This is a genomic window from Psychrobacillus sp. FSL K6-2843 (assembly GCF_038626375.1).
Lineage (GTDB): Bacteria > Bacillota > Bacilli > Bacillales_A > Planococcaceae > Psychrobacillus > Psychrobacillus faecigallinarum.
On record NZ_CP152021.1, the window covers coordinates 1,897,827 to 1,913,581 of the forward strand.

The 15,755-nt window shown below is 34.0% G+C and carries 14 protein-coding genes and 1 pseudogene; 11 read left to right on the forward strand and 4 right to left on the reverse strand.

What is annotated here, in order from left to right; genetic code table 11:
• Nucleotide 1 precedes the first annotated feature (1 nt).
• Nucleotides 2-328 carry a four-helix bundle copper-binding protein gene (locus tag MKY94_RS09470; RefSeq protein WP_342578560.1) on the forward strand — a complete coding sequence of 109 codons (327 nt, stop codon included), beginning with the start codon at nt 2-4 and terminating at the stop codon, nt 326-328.
• A 359-nt stretch (nt 329-687) separates the two neighbouring features.
• Here MKY94_RS09470 and MKY94_RS09475 read toward each other — a convergent pair whose 3' ends face one another.
• Nucleotides 688-1,233, reverse strand: coding sequence for a VTT domain-containing protein (locus MKY94_RS09475; RefSeq protein WP_342578561.1), 546 nt, complete (start codon nt 1,231-1,233; stop codon nt 688-690).
• A 1,023-nt stretch (nt 1,234-2,256) separates the two neighbouring features.
• Here MKY94_RS09475 and MKY94_RS09480 point away from each other — a divergent pair.
• From MKY94_RS09480 to MKY94_RS09500, 5 genes are all read left to right on the forward strand, one after another.
• Complete coding sequence (locus MKY94_RS09480; protein ID WP_342578562.1) at nt 2,257-2,838, forward strand: TetR/AcrR family transcriptional regulator; 582 nt, start codon at nt 2,257-2,259, stop codon at nt 2,836-2,838.
• An 84-nt stretch (nt 2,839-2,922) separates the two neighbouring features.
• Nucleotides 2,923-3,771, forward strand: coding sequence for an alpha/beta hydrolase (locus tag MKY94_RS09485; RefSeq protein ID WP_342578563.1), 849 nt, complete (start codon nt 2,923-2,925; stop codon nt 3,769-3,771).
• Nucleotides 3,772-3,802: 31 nt separating this feature from the next.
• Nucleotides 3,803-4,873, forward strand: coding sequence for an alkene reductase (locus tag MKY94_RS09490; protein ID WP_342578564.1), 1,071 nt, complete (start codon nt 3,803-3,805; stop codon nt 4,871-4,873).
• 447 nt (nt 4,874-5,320) lie between these two features.
• Entirely contained in the window at nt 5,321-6,322 is a 1,002-nt protein-coding gene (locus tag MKY94_RS09495) for an NADP-dependent oxidoreductase (RefSeq protein ID WP_342578565.1), read from the forward strand.
• 14 nt (nt 6,323-6,336) lie between these two features.
• Nucleotides 6,337-7,191, forward strand: coding sequence for an alpha/beta hydrolase (locus tag MKY94_RS09500; protein WP_342578566.1), 855 nt, complete (start codon nt 6,337-6,339; stop codon nt 7,189-7,191).
• Between the two features lie 258 nt (nt 7,192-7,449).
• Here MKY94_RS09500 and MKY94_RS09505 read toward each other — a convergent pair whose 3' ends face one another.
• Together MKY94_RS09505 and xerA are read right to left on the reverse strand one after the other, a co-directional pair.
• A complete protein-coding gene (locus MKY94_RS09505) occupies nt 7,450-8,688 on the reverse strand; it encodes an IS110 family transposase (RefSeq protein WP_342578001.1) in 1,239 nt (412 codons plus the stop codon).
• Nucleotides 8,689-8,989: 301 nt separating this feature from the next.
• Nucleotides 8,990-9,828: pseudogene (gene xerA / locus MKY94_RS09510) on the reverse strand (site-specific tyrosine recombinase/integron integrase).
• 160 nt (nt 9,829-9,988) lie between these two features.
• Between xerA and MKY94_RS09515 the strand changes: the two are divergent.
• The 4 genes from MKY94_RS09515 (at nt 9,989) to MKY94_RS09530 (ending at nt 12,730) form a co-directional block, all read left to right on the forward strand.
• Entirely contained in the window at nt 9,989-10,453 is a 465-nt protein-coding gene (locus MKY94_RS09515) for a VanZ family protein (protein ID WP_342578567.1), read from the forward strand.
• Between the two features lie 473 nt (nt 10,454-10,926).
• Nucleotides 10,927-11,457 carry a hypothetical protein gene (locus tag MKY94_RS09520; RefSeq protein ID WP_342578568.1) on the forward strand — a complete coding sequence of 177 codons (531 nt, stop codon included), beginning with the start codon at nt 10,927-10,929 and terminating at the stop codon, nt 11,455-11,457.
• 110 nt (nt 11,458-11,567) lie between these two features.
• Entirely contained in the window at nt 11,568-12,446 is an 879-nt protein-coding gene (locus MKY94_RS09525; protein ID WP_342578569.1) for a toll/interleukin-1 receptor domain-containing protein, read from the forward strand.
• 80 nt (nt 12,447-12,526) lie between these two features.
• The gene (locus tag MKY94_RS09530; RefSeq protein ID WP_342578570.1) at nt 12,527-12,730 is read left to right on the forward strand and encodes a hypothetical protein; all 204 of its coding nucleotides are present in this window, start codon (nt 12,527-12,529) and stop codon (nt 12,728-12,730) included.
• A 279-nt stretch (nt 12,731-13,009) separates the two neighbouring features.
• Here MKY94_RS09530 and MKY94_RS09535 read toward each other — a convergent pair whose 3' ends face one another.
• Entirely contained in the window at nt 13,010-13,693 is a 684-nt protein-coding gene (locus MKY94_RS09535; protein WP_342578571.1) for a hypothetical protein, read from the reverse strand.
• A 386-nt stretch (nt 13,694-14,079) separates the two neighbouring features.
• Here MKY94_RS09535 and MKY94_RS09540 point away from each other — a divergent pair, with 386 nt between their 5' ends.
• Entirely contained in the window at nt 14,080-15,615 is a 1,536-nt protein-coding gene (locus MKY94_RS09540; protein WP_342578572.1) for a sensor domain-containing diguanylate cyclase, read from the forward strand.
• Nucleotides 15,616-15,755 lie beyond the last annotated feature (140 nt).

The window sequence follows — 15,755 nt, forward strand, 5'->3', positions numbered from 1 at the left end:
CATGAATCAGAAATATGAAGAATGTCTTAAAGCTTGTATGGAATGTCTAAGGGCTTGTAACACATGTTTTGATGCTTGTTTAAGAGAAGACGATGTTAAGATGATGGTCGGTTGTATACGATTAGATCGCGCTTGTGCAGATGCTTGTGCCGTTGCGATACAAGCGATGACTTCGAACAGCCCTTTTGTGAAAGAAATATGCCAACTTTGTGCAGTAATTTGTGAACGCTGTGGAGAAGAGTGTGCTAAACACGAACATGACCATTGCCAAAGATGTGCTGAGTCATGCCGCAAATGTGCTGAAGCATGTCGTCAAATGAGTGCATAAGAAAATTTACGGAGATTATTAAAATAATATAAGGCTACTGCAAAAAGTTTAATTACATGGCTTTAGCGGTAGCCTTAAAAATATTTAAGAGAGTAATATTCCAATTCGAGCTGTCTATTGGATAAAAGATATATTAAAAGACTAAATATACAATTATCGAAATATTCATAACGAATAGAAACCATCCGACTAGTTTTATCTTTGTGTTATATAGGAAGGTTCAACCTAGATTATTGTGTTAATAGAGACTGTCAGTTTTTTTAAAATCTAAAAGTAGAAAACTTGCTGTGTAGTATAATATCGATAAATATCTAACTTTAATAAAATTCATTAACTAGCATTCATTTACTAGCATTCATTTACCTTTTCTTTATAATCCAAAAAGTTGTAAATATAACTAATAACAAGATTATGACACCGTAAAAATAATTAATAGAGATTTTTTGGAGAACTCCAAAGACTATAGCTACTTCAATGGCAACTGCAGGTACTTTCCCGATTGAACTTGCAGACATAAAACGCCACCCAGTAATGGTTGTTAAAGAAGCACCTGCGGTAACTATCCCAGATGGAATAAGTGGTAGAATTCGAGATAGAATAATTAGTATGAACACATGCATGGGAGAACTATTTTTTACGCTTTTAAAAATTGTATGACTTAGCCACCTAGGATTAATTTTAGAAAATCCCCATCGATACATATGAAAACCAATAATTGCACCAAAAATTTCTCCAGTCAGTGTTAGGATAACACCAAGCAATAAACCCAAGGAGTCTATGTTGATAGCAGTGACAAAGAAACTCGGTATAAAGCCTATTGCACCAATTCCCAAGTTCAAGAAAAATAATAGTATAAATTTGATTGTTGTACTTATTAAAGAAATGAGTGTTATCGATTCATTCACAGATTTTAAACCACCTATAATAATGTTTTTAGTATTTACTAATATTGTCTATCCATGATGAGGAGGATACTCTTTTCTTTTGTATTAATATATAATATAGAAGAAATAAGGAGAAGTTGTGGAGTTTAAATCTGTAATACGTCATTAAAACACATCCGATTAAAATAAAGATACACAGATGACAAGATGGAGATTTATCTCTGTATAAATGAAGGGAACAAAGGTAAAGCGTTGTTTCTAATGTGTTTGATGGCGGGATTACTCCGAAACAGTGATTTATACATTCGGCACAATAATTGTGATACTGCTATCATTTTTGATTTCACTCATGTACTACTTAATAAATTTATTAAAAAGGAAACTTTAATCTGACTTTTGACTAACGGTGCTTAGTTAAAGATTCGTTATCCTAAAATAACATTGGGTTACTAACTATAATGTAAATTAAAATATTTCGAAAAATGCGTATTTCGTTGCTGTTATTGAATTTTGGAGTTACCAACTATAATGTAACTGGACATCCAGTTACAACATAGTTGGTAACTTTACATTAATGTTGGTAATTTAACATTATTGCAGGTAACTGATATTTTAAAAGAACGTTAAAATCACCTCTCTAGTCTAACTGAGAGGTGATTTTTTGTTGGGTACCTATGTTAAAATAGCTATAAATTGTGAAGGGTTTCACTTAAACTAACGAAGCAGGTTAGTTGAAGATTCGATTTCCGAAATAACCAATCTTTTTTAATAAAATGTAATAGCGATAAACACTGAAACCCCGTATATTGATTGAAATTCTTGAAAATTACGTATACAAAGATAATAAAGTTTTTTATAAAACTCCAATCATGTTATTCAACAATCGGGCCAATTAGTTGAAAAGAGATCATTAGTATATGCCATAAGATAATATCCAAAACTCAATACTTTACTAATCATTCTAAATAGTGTAATGTGCTTTGTAGAACGTTCGGTCTAAAAAGGCTTTTAGATATTTTTATCTTTTAGGGAGAAGGAATTAAGATGGCTAGAAATAAAGAATTTGATGAAAAGGTAGTTCTAAAAAAAGCGATGGAACTTTTTTGGAAGCAAGGATATGAAAAAACATCTATGCAAGATTTGGTTAACCACATGGGGATTCATCGTAGAAGTATCTATGATACATTTGGTGACAAGTACTCGTTATTCTTAGCTTCTTTAAAATCTTATGAAGTGTTTGTTGCAGAAGAATTAACTAAAATTATAAGCAATTCTTCAACAGTGAAGGTAGCTATTAGAAAGATTTTTGAGTACGTAATCAATGTAGCTGAATTAGAAATCTATCCAGCAGGTTGTTTTGCAGTTAATACGGCTGTAGAGTTGTCTTTGTTAGATAAAGATATACAACATTTAACTACTAAAATGTTTAACGATACAGAAGAGTTATTCAATAAACTTTTAAAAGAGGGGCAAAATAAAGGCGAACTTAAAAATGATTTAAATACTCAAGTTACTGCTCAATTTCTGCATAATAACCTTATTGGTTTAAGAGTATTAGTTAAAACCAATTATACAAAAAAGGAATTAGAAAGCATTATTGATTTAATTTTGAAAGTGTTAGAATAGCTTTCTTTTTTCTTTCTCCATTCTAGAATGTTCGTTCTAATAAAGACTTTTTTATAAAAAATAAAAAATTTAAGGAGAATTTATATGACAACATTTACAATTCCAACAGAATCAACATTTATTGAGGCGAATGGAATACGTTTTGCATATAGGAAATTTGGTGCAGAATCAGGTACACCTGTCGTATTCCTTGTTCATTTTAGAGGGACGATGGAAAATTGGGATCCTAACATGCTGGCTACAATTGCAAAAGAAAGACCAGTGATCCTTTTTGATAATAAAGGAGTTGGAGAGACAAATGGTAGAACACCAGAAACGATAACAGAAATGGCACAAGACGCTGCTACATTTATTAAAGCACTTGGTCTTAACCAAGTGGATCTTCTAGGTTTCTCAATTGGTGGGATGGTGGCTCAAGAATTAGCCTTACAAGAAGGACACCTCATTCGCCGTATTATTATAGCTGGTTCGTCTCCAGAAGCTGGAGTAAATCCAGATCCAGTAATATTTGAGAGAATGAATCGTCACGGAGGTAATGTAAACGATGCTTTAGATGATTTCATGTTCTTCTTCTACCGTTCAACTGAAACAAGTAGAGCTGCTGGAATGGAGTCTCTACAACGAATCATGAATCAGAAACAGGTTGAAAGCTCAGATCAAGTACAAGCAGCTCAGCTAAAAGCCATTGCAAAATGGGCTCAACCGAAGAATGATCATAATTACGAGTGGTTGCAAAACATTCCTCATCCTGTGCTTGTGACCAATGGTATTGAAGATGTAATGGTACCAACAAAAAATAGTTATATTCTAGCTGAGCATTTACCAAATGCACAGCTGATTATTTATCCTGATTCTGGTCATGGACACCTGTTTCAGTTCCCAGAATTATTTGCTGAGAATGTTAATTCATTTTTAGATACTACATCGCTATAAGTGTTATAACAAACAAAAAAGGAGATTGATTATGAGTAAGCTATTTGATGAAGTGCGTATTGGAAATATTTCTTTAAAGAATCGTATAGGCATGGCACCTATGACAAGAAGTCGTGCCTTAGAAGATGGTACACCCAGTAATTTAGCAGTTGAGTATTACGGTCAACGTGCGTCTGTTGGCTTAATTATAAGTGAAGGGACTCAACCTTCTGATGATGGGCAAGGGTATACAAATACACCAGGCATTTATACTAAAGCTCACATCGAAGGGTGGAAAAAAGTAACATCTAAAGTTCATAGCGAAGGTGGGAAAATATTCATTCAACTGATGCATGTAGGGCGTGTATCACACCCAGATAATACACCACATCATCGTCAGGCCGTTGCTCCTTCAGCCATTGCTCCTAATGTGGAAATTTTCACTGCACAAGGCATGAAGCAAATTCCTACTCCTAGAGAGTTAACAGAAGAAGAAATTAAAGATGTAATTAATGAATTTCGATTGGCAGCAAGAGCAGCTATTGAAGCTGGTGCCGATGGTGTCGAAATTCACGGGGCTAACGGTTACCTCATTCAACAATTTCTAAGTGAGAACGCTAATCATCGCCAAGATGCGTATGGTGGTTCAATAGTAAATCGATCTCGTTTTGCTATTGAAGTAGCAAAAGCGGTTGTTGAAGAAATTGGAGCCGAACGTGTGGGTATTCGTTTTTCACCTCAAGGTACATTAAACGGTATAGAAGAGGGCGAAACTAGTATTGAAATGTATCATTATCTTATCGCCGAGTTAAATAAACTCAAGCTCGCCTATCTTCACGTCATGCACTTTGGAAATGAACCATTGCTACAAGAAATACGTAAGATTTGGTCACAAGCACTTCTCGTTAACCGAGCAGGACGTCCTTTAGATAAATTAACAGTAGACTTGGATAATGAACTGGCTGACGTTGTAACTGTAGGAACTTGGTTAATTGCAAACCCAGATTTTGTGGAGCGTTTAAAAGTCAATGCGCAATTAAACGAACCTGACCGAAATACAATGTATGCAGGTGGTACGCAAGGATATACAGATTATCCGTTTTTGAATGAAGAACATGATTAAAAATCAGCAGTAATAATAAATTAAACTTCCCATAAACTTTTTGTTTTGGGAAGTTATTATTCTTTATAGGATGATTAGGTGATTGATAATCGTTACACCCTAAGGAACAATCAATAAGCTCGAAAAACTAAACTGGGTTTATCTGCGATTGAAAATGGAAGAAACACATATACATTCAACAGAAAAAGGTAATATAGCTTCTTGAGGAAATTGATCAATGTTTTGATGAATACTGTAAACAGTACACATCTATTTTTGAAGAAGAGAGATGTAATGATTTAGCAAAATTCGGAAGAATAAAACTGTCCATATATATAGTTAGCGGCATTGACAAACATTTTAGGTGCTTTAGGATACACAGACTAGACTAACACTGAATGAAATAAACGATTCAGAAAAAATCATCAATGTAAGAGTTGGTGTTTTTTTAAAAAGGAGATTAAGAATATGAAAGCTGCTCAAATACAAAAATACTCAAAAAACATTGAAGCACAGATTGTTGATATCCCTATACCAAGTATTAAAGATAATGAAGTACTGGTGAAGGTAAAAGTTGCTGCAGTAAACCTGCTGGAAATATTAAACATTACAGGAAGTGTCAAATTAATACAAGACTATGATATGCCTCTTATATTAGGAAATGAACTAACAGGGATTGTCGAAGAAGTGGGTAATCATGTAGATGGTTTTAAGGTTGGAGATCCTATTTATACAAGACTCCCTATTGAAAAAATTGGGGCATTTGCAGAATATGTTGCAGTTGATGCTAAAGCCATATGGCATTTGCCAAAAAATTTAGATTTCGTTACTGGAGCTGGTGCACCTTTAACTGGTTTGACGGCATATCAAGGCCTAATAGAAGAGTTAGAAGCAAAAAAGGGACAAACAGTGTTTATTCCAGGAGGATCAGGAAGTTTTGGCCAAATGGCTGTTCCTATAGCTAAAGCAATGGGATTAAAGGTTATTGTTTCTGGTAGTCCTTCCGCTAAAGAGAGAACGTTGAATGCTGGTGCAGATCAATATATTGATTATACCAAGGAAAATTATTGGGAAATATTAGACGAAGTTGATTTTGTAATTGATACTCTAGGTGCTGATGAATTCGAACGTGAGTTATCCATTATTAAACCGGGTGGTCGGTTACTAAGTCTTCGTACAGCACCAAATAAACAGTTTGCAATAGATAAAGGATTTCCTAAATGGAAGCAAATTATTTTTGGCTTAGTTGGTTCGAAATTTGATAAGAAAGCAAAGAAGAAAGGTGTTCAATATCGCTTCATTTTTGTAAGAGCGGACGGAAATCAATTGGAAAAAATCACAAAAATTATCGAAGAAAACAATATTGTTCCAGCTATTGATCCTACCAATTTTACAATTGATGAAATCAATGATGCGCTAAAATTAGTGGCAAAAGGACATACAAAAGGAAAAGTAGTTATCAAATTTTAAAAAGGTAAGTGGGAGTGGAAGTAGCAATGTCAGTTCATTATTCTTACATTGACGCACCTAATTTATTCATTCAGCATCAGAATGGTAAACGGTATGCATATAGAGAATTAGGAGAAAAAAAAGGAATCCCGATTATCTTATTGACACATCTTTCAGCTAATCTTGATAATTGGGATCCTAGGATTATCGATGGTCTTGCTAAAAGCCGGTGGGTTATCGCATTTGATAACATAGGAGTAGGACTTTCCAATGGAAAAGTACCAAACAACATTCCTCAAATGGCAAACGATGCAATCACATTTATTAAACTCCTAGGTTTTATAAAGGTAGATTTGATAGCTTTGTCAATGGGCGGAATGATTGCCCAAGAACTAATCTTAAAGGAACCAAGTATAGTTAGAAAGCTGGTATTAGTTGGTACGGGACCTCGAGGAGGAAAAGGTATTTCCAATGTCACGCGTATTACTAATCTTGATTTTGTCCGTGCAATATTGACTTTCAAAGATGTAAAGACCTATCTGTTTTTCCCAAACACAAAGAATGGTAAGAAAAAAGCTAAAGAATTTCTAATTCAAATAAAAAAAAGGAAAAAACATCGAGATAAAAAAATTAGTTTGAGAGCGTATAAAATGCAATTAGATGCAATCAATAAATGGGGTAATGAAAAGGCTGCGGATCTATACAAAATTGTTCAGCCAACACTAATAATAAATGGAAATTATGATCGCATGGTTCCAACAGAAAATTCATATGACTTGGCAAATAGAATTGCTGATAGTAAGTTGATAATATTTGACCATGCAGGACACGGTTCCATATTTCAATATCCAAAAGAGTTTGTCGAAATTGTAATAACATTCTTAAGTTGATATATTATCATTATTATTTTGGGTAGTCATTGCTAACTTAAAAAAATTTACAACTTTATTGAAAAAACCATTTTTGTTATTCCACAATCGGGCGCGATTGTTGAATAAGCGTCTCTTTCTTATTTAACTAAACCAGCTAATAGAATGTCAAGAAAAACATTTTAAATCGAAAAACACTTCATGTTATACTAAAAATGCACAACACAAATAACCCTCCAAATTTAATTCGGAAGGTTTTTGATATATTTGAAAATTATGTTATTTAATAGTTTCTTGGAATGGTGTTTTCGTTTTTAAAATCGCATAAATCCAGTGTAAGAGCTTATTAGCACAAGCTATAACGGCTACCTTATACGGCTTACCTTCATCGCGTTTTAAATCGTAGAAGGATCGTAATCGTTTATTTCGTGCAATGGTTTCATCTTTTGTTTTCTTTTTACGGCTATCTCGGATTGAACAGCGAACAGCTGTGTAAAGCGTGTGGCGAAGCCTAGCTGAACCGCGTTTGGTAATGTGATTTTTCGTGCCTTTAAAGCGACCTGATTCAAACACACTTGGGTCTAGACCCGCAAAGGCTACTAACTTTTTCGGATGATTAAACCGCTCAATTTCCCCGATTTCTGAAAGAATCGTGGCCGCGATTTTTTCACCTATACCGGGAAGTGACTGGATTAATTCATATTCTTCGAGTTGTGCCGCCAATTGATCCATCTCACGCTCTAACGTGGAAAGTTGTTGGCGGTACGCTTGAAGTAAATCAATATACATATTCAGACTAACGAGAAGGCTCTGATAAAGCGTTGACTGAAATGGGTTGCGTTCCGCCGCTGCGATTAAGTCCTCAGCTCTTTCATACGCCCAATTAAATGAACGTGCTTTACAATGCTTATCAATAAATTGTGCAATCTCTTCTACACCTGCTTTTAGTACTGATTCAGATGTAGGAAAGGACTGTAAAGTCCTTAATGAAATCTCAGCGTATAAATCACCATAAACTCCTTTATACTCCGGGAATACTTGATCTAATATGGCTTGAAATTGTAGCTTTGTTTGAACCATAATTCCCGTCATATTTTCGTGTTGTCTTGTGAGATGTCGAAGGTTTAATAGCTGAATACCACGCTTTTTCTGAGGCTCTAAATCCTCTTTGTAATATAGTTCACCTAAGTGATAGGCATCAATGGCATCAGTTTTAGTTTTTCGTAAGTTAGAGCTTTTTGCTCGATAAGATACCAGTGGATTTACGATTATGACAATGTACTCTTGTGCCTCTAAAAACTGTACAACTGGGGCATGATAGTGACCTGTTGATTCCAAAACAACAGGTGGTTTTAACCCTGTTTTGCGCTCTAAATCTAGTAAATAAGCGTGTAACTCTTCAAGACCTTCCACGGTATGTTGAATCTTCACACTGTTTTTATAGGGCATTTTTTTATCCAAGAACATTTGAACCTGACTTTCACCTTTTGCGACATCCAGACCGACTACTGGATTCATATTTTATCTCCTCCTCATAAAGTGTATTGACCGGTAACCTCTATCTAGCTTGTTATTCATATCTTCGCTTGTTATGCGGGATCATCATGTCCCAACCAGCCTAATCATGTGTTAACAAGTAGAGGGTGAACTGTTTAGTTGTCGGGATCAAGTCCCACGAGTGCTTCCGTTCTACCCCGGCTACTATCAATCTATAAATTGAATAAAAAATAGTCAACCAGTTATCTGGCTGACCTTATAATACGAATGAGTGCTTTAGTCAAAAGGAGCAAGGTCGTTTAAGACGTTGCTCCTTTTACATTTAAAAGTACTTCGTATAATACTCTTTCCTTAACTTTCCACTTAATTGAGCGTAGATCCTTGTGGTTTCACTTTTCTCATGACCCATAAGACTTTGAATGACTTCAATAGGAGCTCCATTATTCAACAAATGAGTTGCGTAGCTGTGTCTAAGTTGGTGTGGATGAATCTCTTTATTAATTTCCGCACGATTGGAGATCCGCTTGATGATGTATCGCATTTGGGCGACACTCATTTTATGTGGCTGTCTAGCTGTTACAAAGATGGCTGGATTATTGTCATTACGGCTTTCTATGTAACGTTTAAGCCATATATCACATCGTGTATTAAAATAAACTTCCCTTTCCTTATCACCTTTTCCTCTCACAATCGCGGATTGATTGGACCAATTAATATGGTTCTTTTCTAACGCAACTATTTCTCCAATTCGACAACCCGTAGAAAACATGAATTCAAAAATTGCTTTTTTCATTGGGGAATGACAGGATTCACGAAGGTGTTCTATCTCCCGTTCTGTTAAATACTTGGGTATCCGCTTCCCTACTTTGGGTTCTTTAATTTTGGAAGTTGGGTTTTTACTCAGGTATCCTTCTTCATGAGACCAACGAAAAAATGATTTCATAAGCGAATACGATGTGCAAGACTGGCTGGTTTTAAATGTTTACCAGATATAGCAAGATAGTCCTTTAGTTGATTTGTATCCAGCAATGCCATCTCTACATCTTTAAAATAACCAATTAGTAGTAAAGACTGTAACTGGTAGGCCTTCAATGTTTGTGGCGAAAAGCCCTCTATTCGCTTATCCGCTTCAAACGAAGCCCATGCTTTTGACAGTAACAATTCCATTCCCCCTAAAATAGTACTATTAAAAGGATTATTGCCAACTTAATAGAATAATAGACATAAGGAGTGTTTTTACTAACGCAGCAGGTTAGTTCAAGTATTTAATCTGTAAAATCAAATCATAAGATATGAATAAAAGTTGCGGAGGTTTTCAAGGATGTTCAAAAATATTTGGAAAGTTCTATTTACTATATACATATTACTAGTGCTTAATTTTATAGTGATTAAGTTCAATGGAAATATACAACATCTTATCAATACCATACAAGACAATATGGAGCGTAGATCTCAAGGAGAATCAGGTGCAAACTTAGTTCCTTTTAGAACAATTAAAGCTTATATAGATGATATAAGCTTTGGTATAGCTTTTAGAAATATTCTAGGGAATATCATTCCTTTTATACCTATGGGATTCTTAATCCCCGCGGCTTTTCCTTCCCAAAGAAATATAGTTAAAACGTTGATTTCTTGTTTCTTGTTAATACTCGGCATAGAAATTCTCCAGTTAATTTTCTTTTTAGGTAGTTTTGATGTAGATGACGTTATTCTAAACCTACTAAGTTGTTTTATAGGATTCATGCTATTTATAGCGTACAAAAACATACTTAAGATAGTGGCATGAAAAATAGACTTTGCTATTATTGGACAGTACGGAGAAAAATACTTTTGTTTTTACTAACGGGTGCTTTACTTCAAGAAGGAGTAATGCTTTTTTTCTTATTGAACTAACGAAGCAGTTTAGTTGAAGAAGAGGTATGTATAGTCAGTTGTTAATCAGAGGGCGGGATTTGGATATTATCGAAATTTAAAAAAGGAAGGATGTCGTAAATTGGACAGAAAACATAGTAATTACGAAGTACAGATTATAGGCAAACCGCTACGCTGCCCCCACTGCGATAGTGCTATTTTTAGTCATCGGGAAGTATATCTTGATATAGTGTCACCAAATGTTGATGTGGACCCGTTTAATGAAGATCCTCCGGAGCAATTGGTACTACAGTCTTTCACTTGCAACGACTGTTATAATATCCAGCAGTTCCAACAACTGACGAAAGGTATGGAAACGAATATCGTTTGCAAACAGGTAGATTAGATATGGCAAAAGATTTAAACCCTGAGGAAAGTCACATCGTTATTTCGGACCGATCTATTAATTGTCTTTTCTGCGAGCATGATGTATTTATTCCATATGTGACGTACAAAAATGAGGTAGTACCCGAGATGTATGCCGGCATACAAGCAAACCATACGGCAATTTGTACGCATTGCGGCAGTGCGATACAGTTTGAACATACGAGTAACGTCCATGTTAATCCCATAATAACTGAGGCAAAATTGCAGGCGCAAAAAAGGTGCTTGCTCCTAGCTTTACAGATTCTCGTACAAGAGAAAAAAATAGATGATACCGTGCTTACCTTAGCCGAGGAAGAACAGTATGTTAAAGTAATGGTATTATTGAAGTCAAGTACGAATCAAGTTGAAGAAATGCCGGCTCTAAGCTGTTTAGCGATAGCGCTAAGTCGGTTATCGACGCACAATATCGTCGACGCTATGCAAATGCACCGCATCGTAATGGATGAAAGCTATCCGGGTATTGAACCATTTTTAAAACAGTTTATAAAATGAAAAAGTACTGTTGGTTCAAAGCGAGTTATAGTGTGATGAAATCACACTTAGAACTTAGAATTACATTCTAATTTTAAATAAAAGTTTTTAGAATACATGTCAAAAAGTTTATGCCTGTAAGAATTGAAGATATAGACCTAGAAGGACTCTTACCACAAATTATTTACATAGATTTAGTTGGTAAAGATGAAGAGGAGGCTAAGAGTGCAATACTCGAAGGAGTCTTAACTGAACGTAAAAAACCAAACTCTCCTCCTCCGTTTCCAGGAATGATACCAATGCGAAAAAAAAATGAAATCATTCAAGAAAAATGGTATGAGAATTGGTTAGAGACTCGAATAAAAGAACTTGAGGAAAATAATTTTGCTGAGGATATTATGGAAGGGCCTAAATTCACTGTACACTTAGTGCCATTAGAATCTATAGCTAAGGATTTAAAATTGCCATTAGAAAAATTAAAACAACCCACTTTTCTGAAACCGTTTTATACAACAGGATGGGACTATAAAATTAATAAAGATGGATACTGTAGTTTTGCAAAATGGCCTTTATTTGAAAAGCCCCATGCATATGTACAATTCTTTAAAAATGGAATAATTGAATCCGTTGATTCAGGTATTCTTATGGAACGAGAAGGAAAAAAGAAATATATACCATTCGTAAAATTTGAAAAAGATATAATTCAACATGTATATAAGTATCTTCAAGCCATAAAGACAGCAGTTATTAAACTGCCAATAGCTCTTAATATTACCCTTTTCAACATTTCGGATTACTTTGTCGGGGATATAAATTCACCAAGAGGAAAAATCCGTGAATCAACCTTAAAGTTACCTTCTGTTATTATAAATTCTTGGGATGTAAAACTTGAAACCCTTTTAAAATCAAGCTACGATCTGATGTGGAATCATTGCGGTTATGAAGGTTCCTTAAATTATGATGCTGATGGTAATTGGCGCGAGTTCAAGGGAAATTACTTTTACTTTTAGATAGATTTATTTGCTCTAGTCGGAAGGAGTAGCTACATTATTTCTAAAAGAAAAGTTAAATTCTTATAATTTTTATATTTTTGATTCCTTCAGATAACATTAAATCCCGAGGAGATTGGAAAAATAAATTCAAAGTATTTAAAAGTTCAGGGTTAACCCAAGGGGTTTGTAAATTACTCCCTGAAAATAAATCAATTAGTGTGAAAGCATCTTATGTATCTATTTTAGACTCAGTTGAACTTCATTTGAAAAGTAATGAGAAAGTTCATAAAAAATTATTATAAATAATAATTCTTAAGAACAACTGTATATATAATAGACGGGCGCTTTAACAGAGCAAGATGCTGCCTTGAGAGGTAGGATTTGCTATATTATTACTGCGTATTTTAAATTTAAAACCAACATTGGGTTACCAACTATGTGAAATAAAATATTACGAAAAATTCGTATTTCGTTGGTGTTATTGAGCTTTAGAGTAATCAAATATAATGGACTTAATACTTTGGACAATAAAGAAGCTGTATTTAAGGGATTTCCCCCTTAAATACAGTTTCTTTATTGTCTTAATTAGTTTTTTGAAAGTGTATTTTATATTTGTTAATAAGTTCTATAACAATTGGGAAGTATAGTTCACCTAAATCTCTTATTTCTTTATCAGTTAAAAAGTCTCTTGTCATAGAGATTATTTTTAGTGAATTTTCTCCCAAAAATGAGACTGCAAAATCTAATTCTTCTAGTTTCTCTTTGTAAAGTTCATAGTCATAGGCATATAACTGATAGATCGAGATTCTTCCTAGATGGTTAAATATTATTCCTAGTGTGTTTGATAGAAGAGGAAGATTATCTGGATAGATTTTTTTTAGAAGATTTTTCCTAGTCTCTTCTATGCACTTAAATATATAGTCTATAACCGTAATTTCGCCGAAAGGTGTCTTAATAGATTGGTTTAGAGAAAAAGATAGTTTATCATCTATTTTTTTTGCGTTAAGAAATTTTAATAATTCTATTTGTGCAGCATGGTACTCTGTAAACCCTCGATTTTTAGCATAGTTATCAGAATTATTAGCTGAAAAATTCATGACATCATACATATGAGTAAACTCATGGAATAGTATGCTTTCCATTTGAGTAATATTAGGTCCAACAATTAATAAGTGCTTATCATTTTTAACGTCATAATTATGTGAAGCAAAAGTTTTAGTATCATCTATTATTAATTGAAATACTGGCATTTTATCAATAATCATAAAATTTTTATACGACACAAGTTTTTGGTTAATAAAACTCTTAATAACTAAATCCCTCTTCAAAATTTTTCCCTATTTCTTATCAATTTCTTCTATAATATTAGCATAAATTACCACAACTTATATAGATATCTAGAAAGTATTGGTATATTTTCGTTAATATTTGCTACTTTAATTCATAAAATAAAATAATAAAATAATTACAATCGATTAAGAGGATATGAATGACAATTGTCATTTGGTGTCCTCTTTTTGTTTTTTTTAATGAATCTTTCTCTTATATTATAATTTTATAGCAAAACTACCAATTTACTATAGTTTTTACTATACTAATAGTGCTATAATCAGAAAATGTGATATTAATATTGTATAATTTTGGAGGAAGTATGATAAAAACGTTACGTTTTTGGATTTTAACATTAATTTCTTTTACTATAATTGGCATACTTACTAGCTCTCTTTTTTCGAGCTATTTAGTGACTAAAAACAGCCTAATTGAGAACTCATTAGAGCAAAATCAAGTCTATTCAAAAAAGCTTGCTCAAATGTCTGAGGAGCTATTTGCCTCTATGCAATTGAATTTAGAGGGAAGAAAAGCAGATATAATAAAGTTACTGGATCAGCCAGAGGAGTTAACAGTAGTTCTTGACCAGCTAATTGTCACAAGCAGAAATTTTAATTCAGTTTCTGTTATAGACAAAAATGGTCTAGCGATAGCGACTTCACCTAACGTTGGGATTGCCGGTAATATTATTGAATCAGAAGGTGTTAGGGAAGCGTTAGATAAAAAAGAGAATATTATTACAAAACCATATATGGCGTCGACTGGGAGATTATTAATCCTTGTATCTACTCCGCTTTTTAATGAACAAACTGAATACTTAGGCATGCTTAACGGAACGATATATTTGGAAGAGGATAATTTTATAAGAAATATATTGGCCGAGCATTACTCCAAGGATGGATCCTATGTTTATGTAGTAGACCATTCAGGTACACTTATTTATCATCCTGATGAAGAACGAATAGGCGAAGTTGTAAAAAGTAATGAAGTAGTGGAGAAACTTATAAAGGGTAATAGTGGTTCTAGCTTAACTGAGAACACGAAAGGTGATCTTTACTTAGCTGGTTACTCTTTTATAGAAGCAAGTAACTGGGGAGTTGTTTCACAGACTCCATATCAGTCTAGCTTGGAGCCTCTAATTGGGATTATCTTGAAAATATTTTTATATGCACTTCCTTTTGTTGCTTTGTTTTTAGTAGTAGCTTTTATTATTTCTAATAAGCTCGCATTTCCTTTGCAGAAGCTGGCTATGTATACTATGAATAAGGAATTTAATAAGAAAGAGTTAAGAATTCCTACATGGTATTTTGAAGCGAAACAGCTGACCGAAACGGTGGAAGAATATCGCAGGCATCAGGAGGAAACAGTAGCAGACTTTAAAATGCAATCCTTAACAGATCCCTTGACAGGTCTAAAGAATAGAAGGTTCGCTGAATATTTATATAGTAATCTAAAAGAGGAAAAACAATATTTTTCCATGTTAATGGTAGATATTGATTTCTTTAAAAAAGTTAATGACGAATTTGGGCATAACTCGGGTGATGAAGTCCTTCAGTTTTTAGCTTCTCGAATGAATCTCGTTGCCAGTGATAATGACTTTTGCATCCGTTTAGGTGGAGAGGAATTTGCAATCGTTTTCCCAAATACTCATTTAGATGAGGCCTACAGACTCGCAGAAATACTGAGAAAAGACATCGAAACAACTTTGCCACCTACAAGAAAGCTCATCACAATTTCTACAGGTGTAGGAGAATACGTAGATTTCAATGAGCCAATTACTTCATTTATAGAACGAATTGATCGCGCGCTTTATAAAGCGAAGTCAAATGGGCGAAATAATACTATGAAATCAAACTGATAAATAGAAAAATAAAGAATCATGAGAATTTAAGTAGTCTCATGCCATACAAAAGTGAAATTGAGACTTCCATTTCACTTTTTTATTTTATTTTGAAAATGCAGGGATGGCTACTCCTGTACCTACTTCTGTTGTGACTG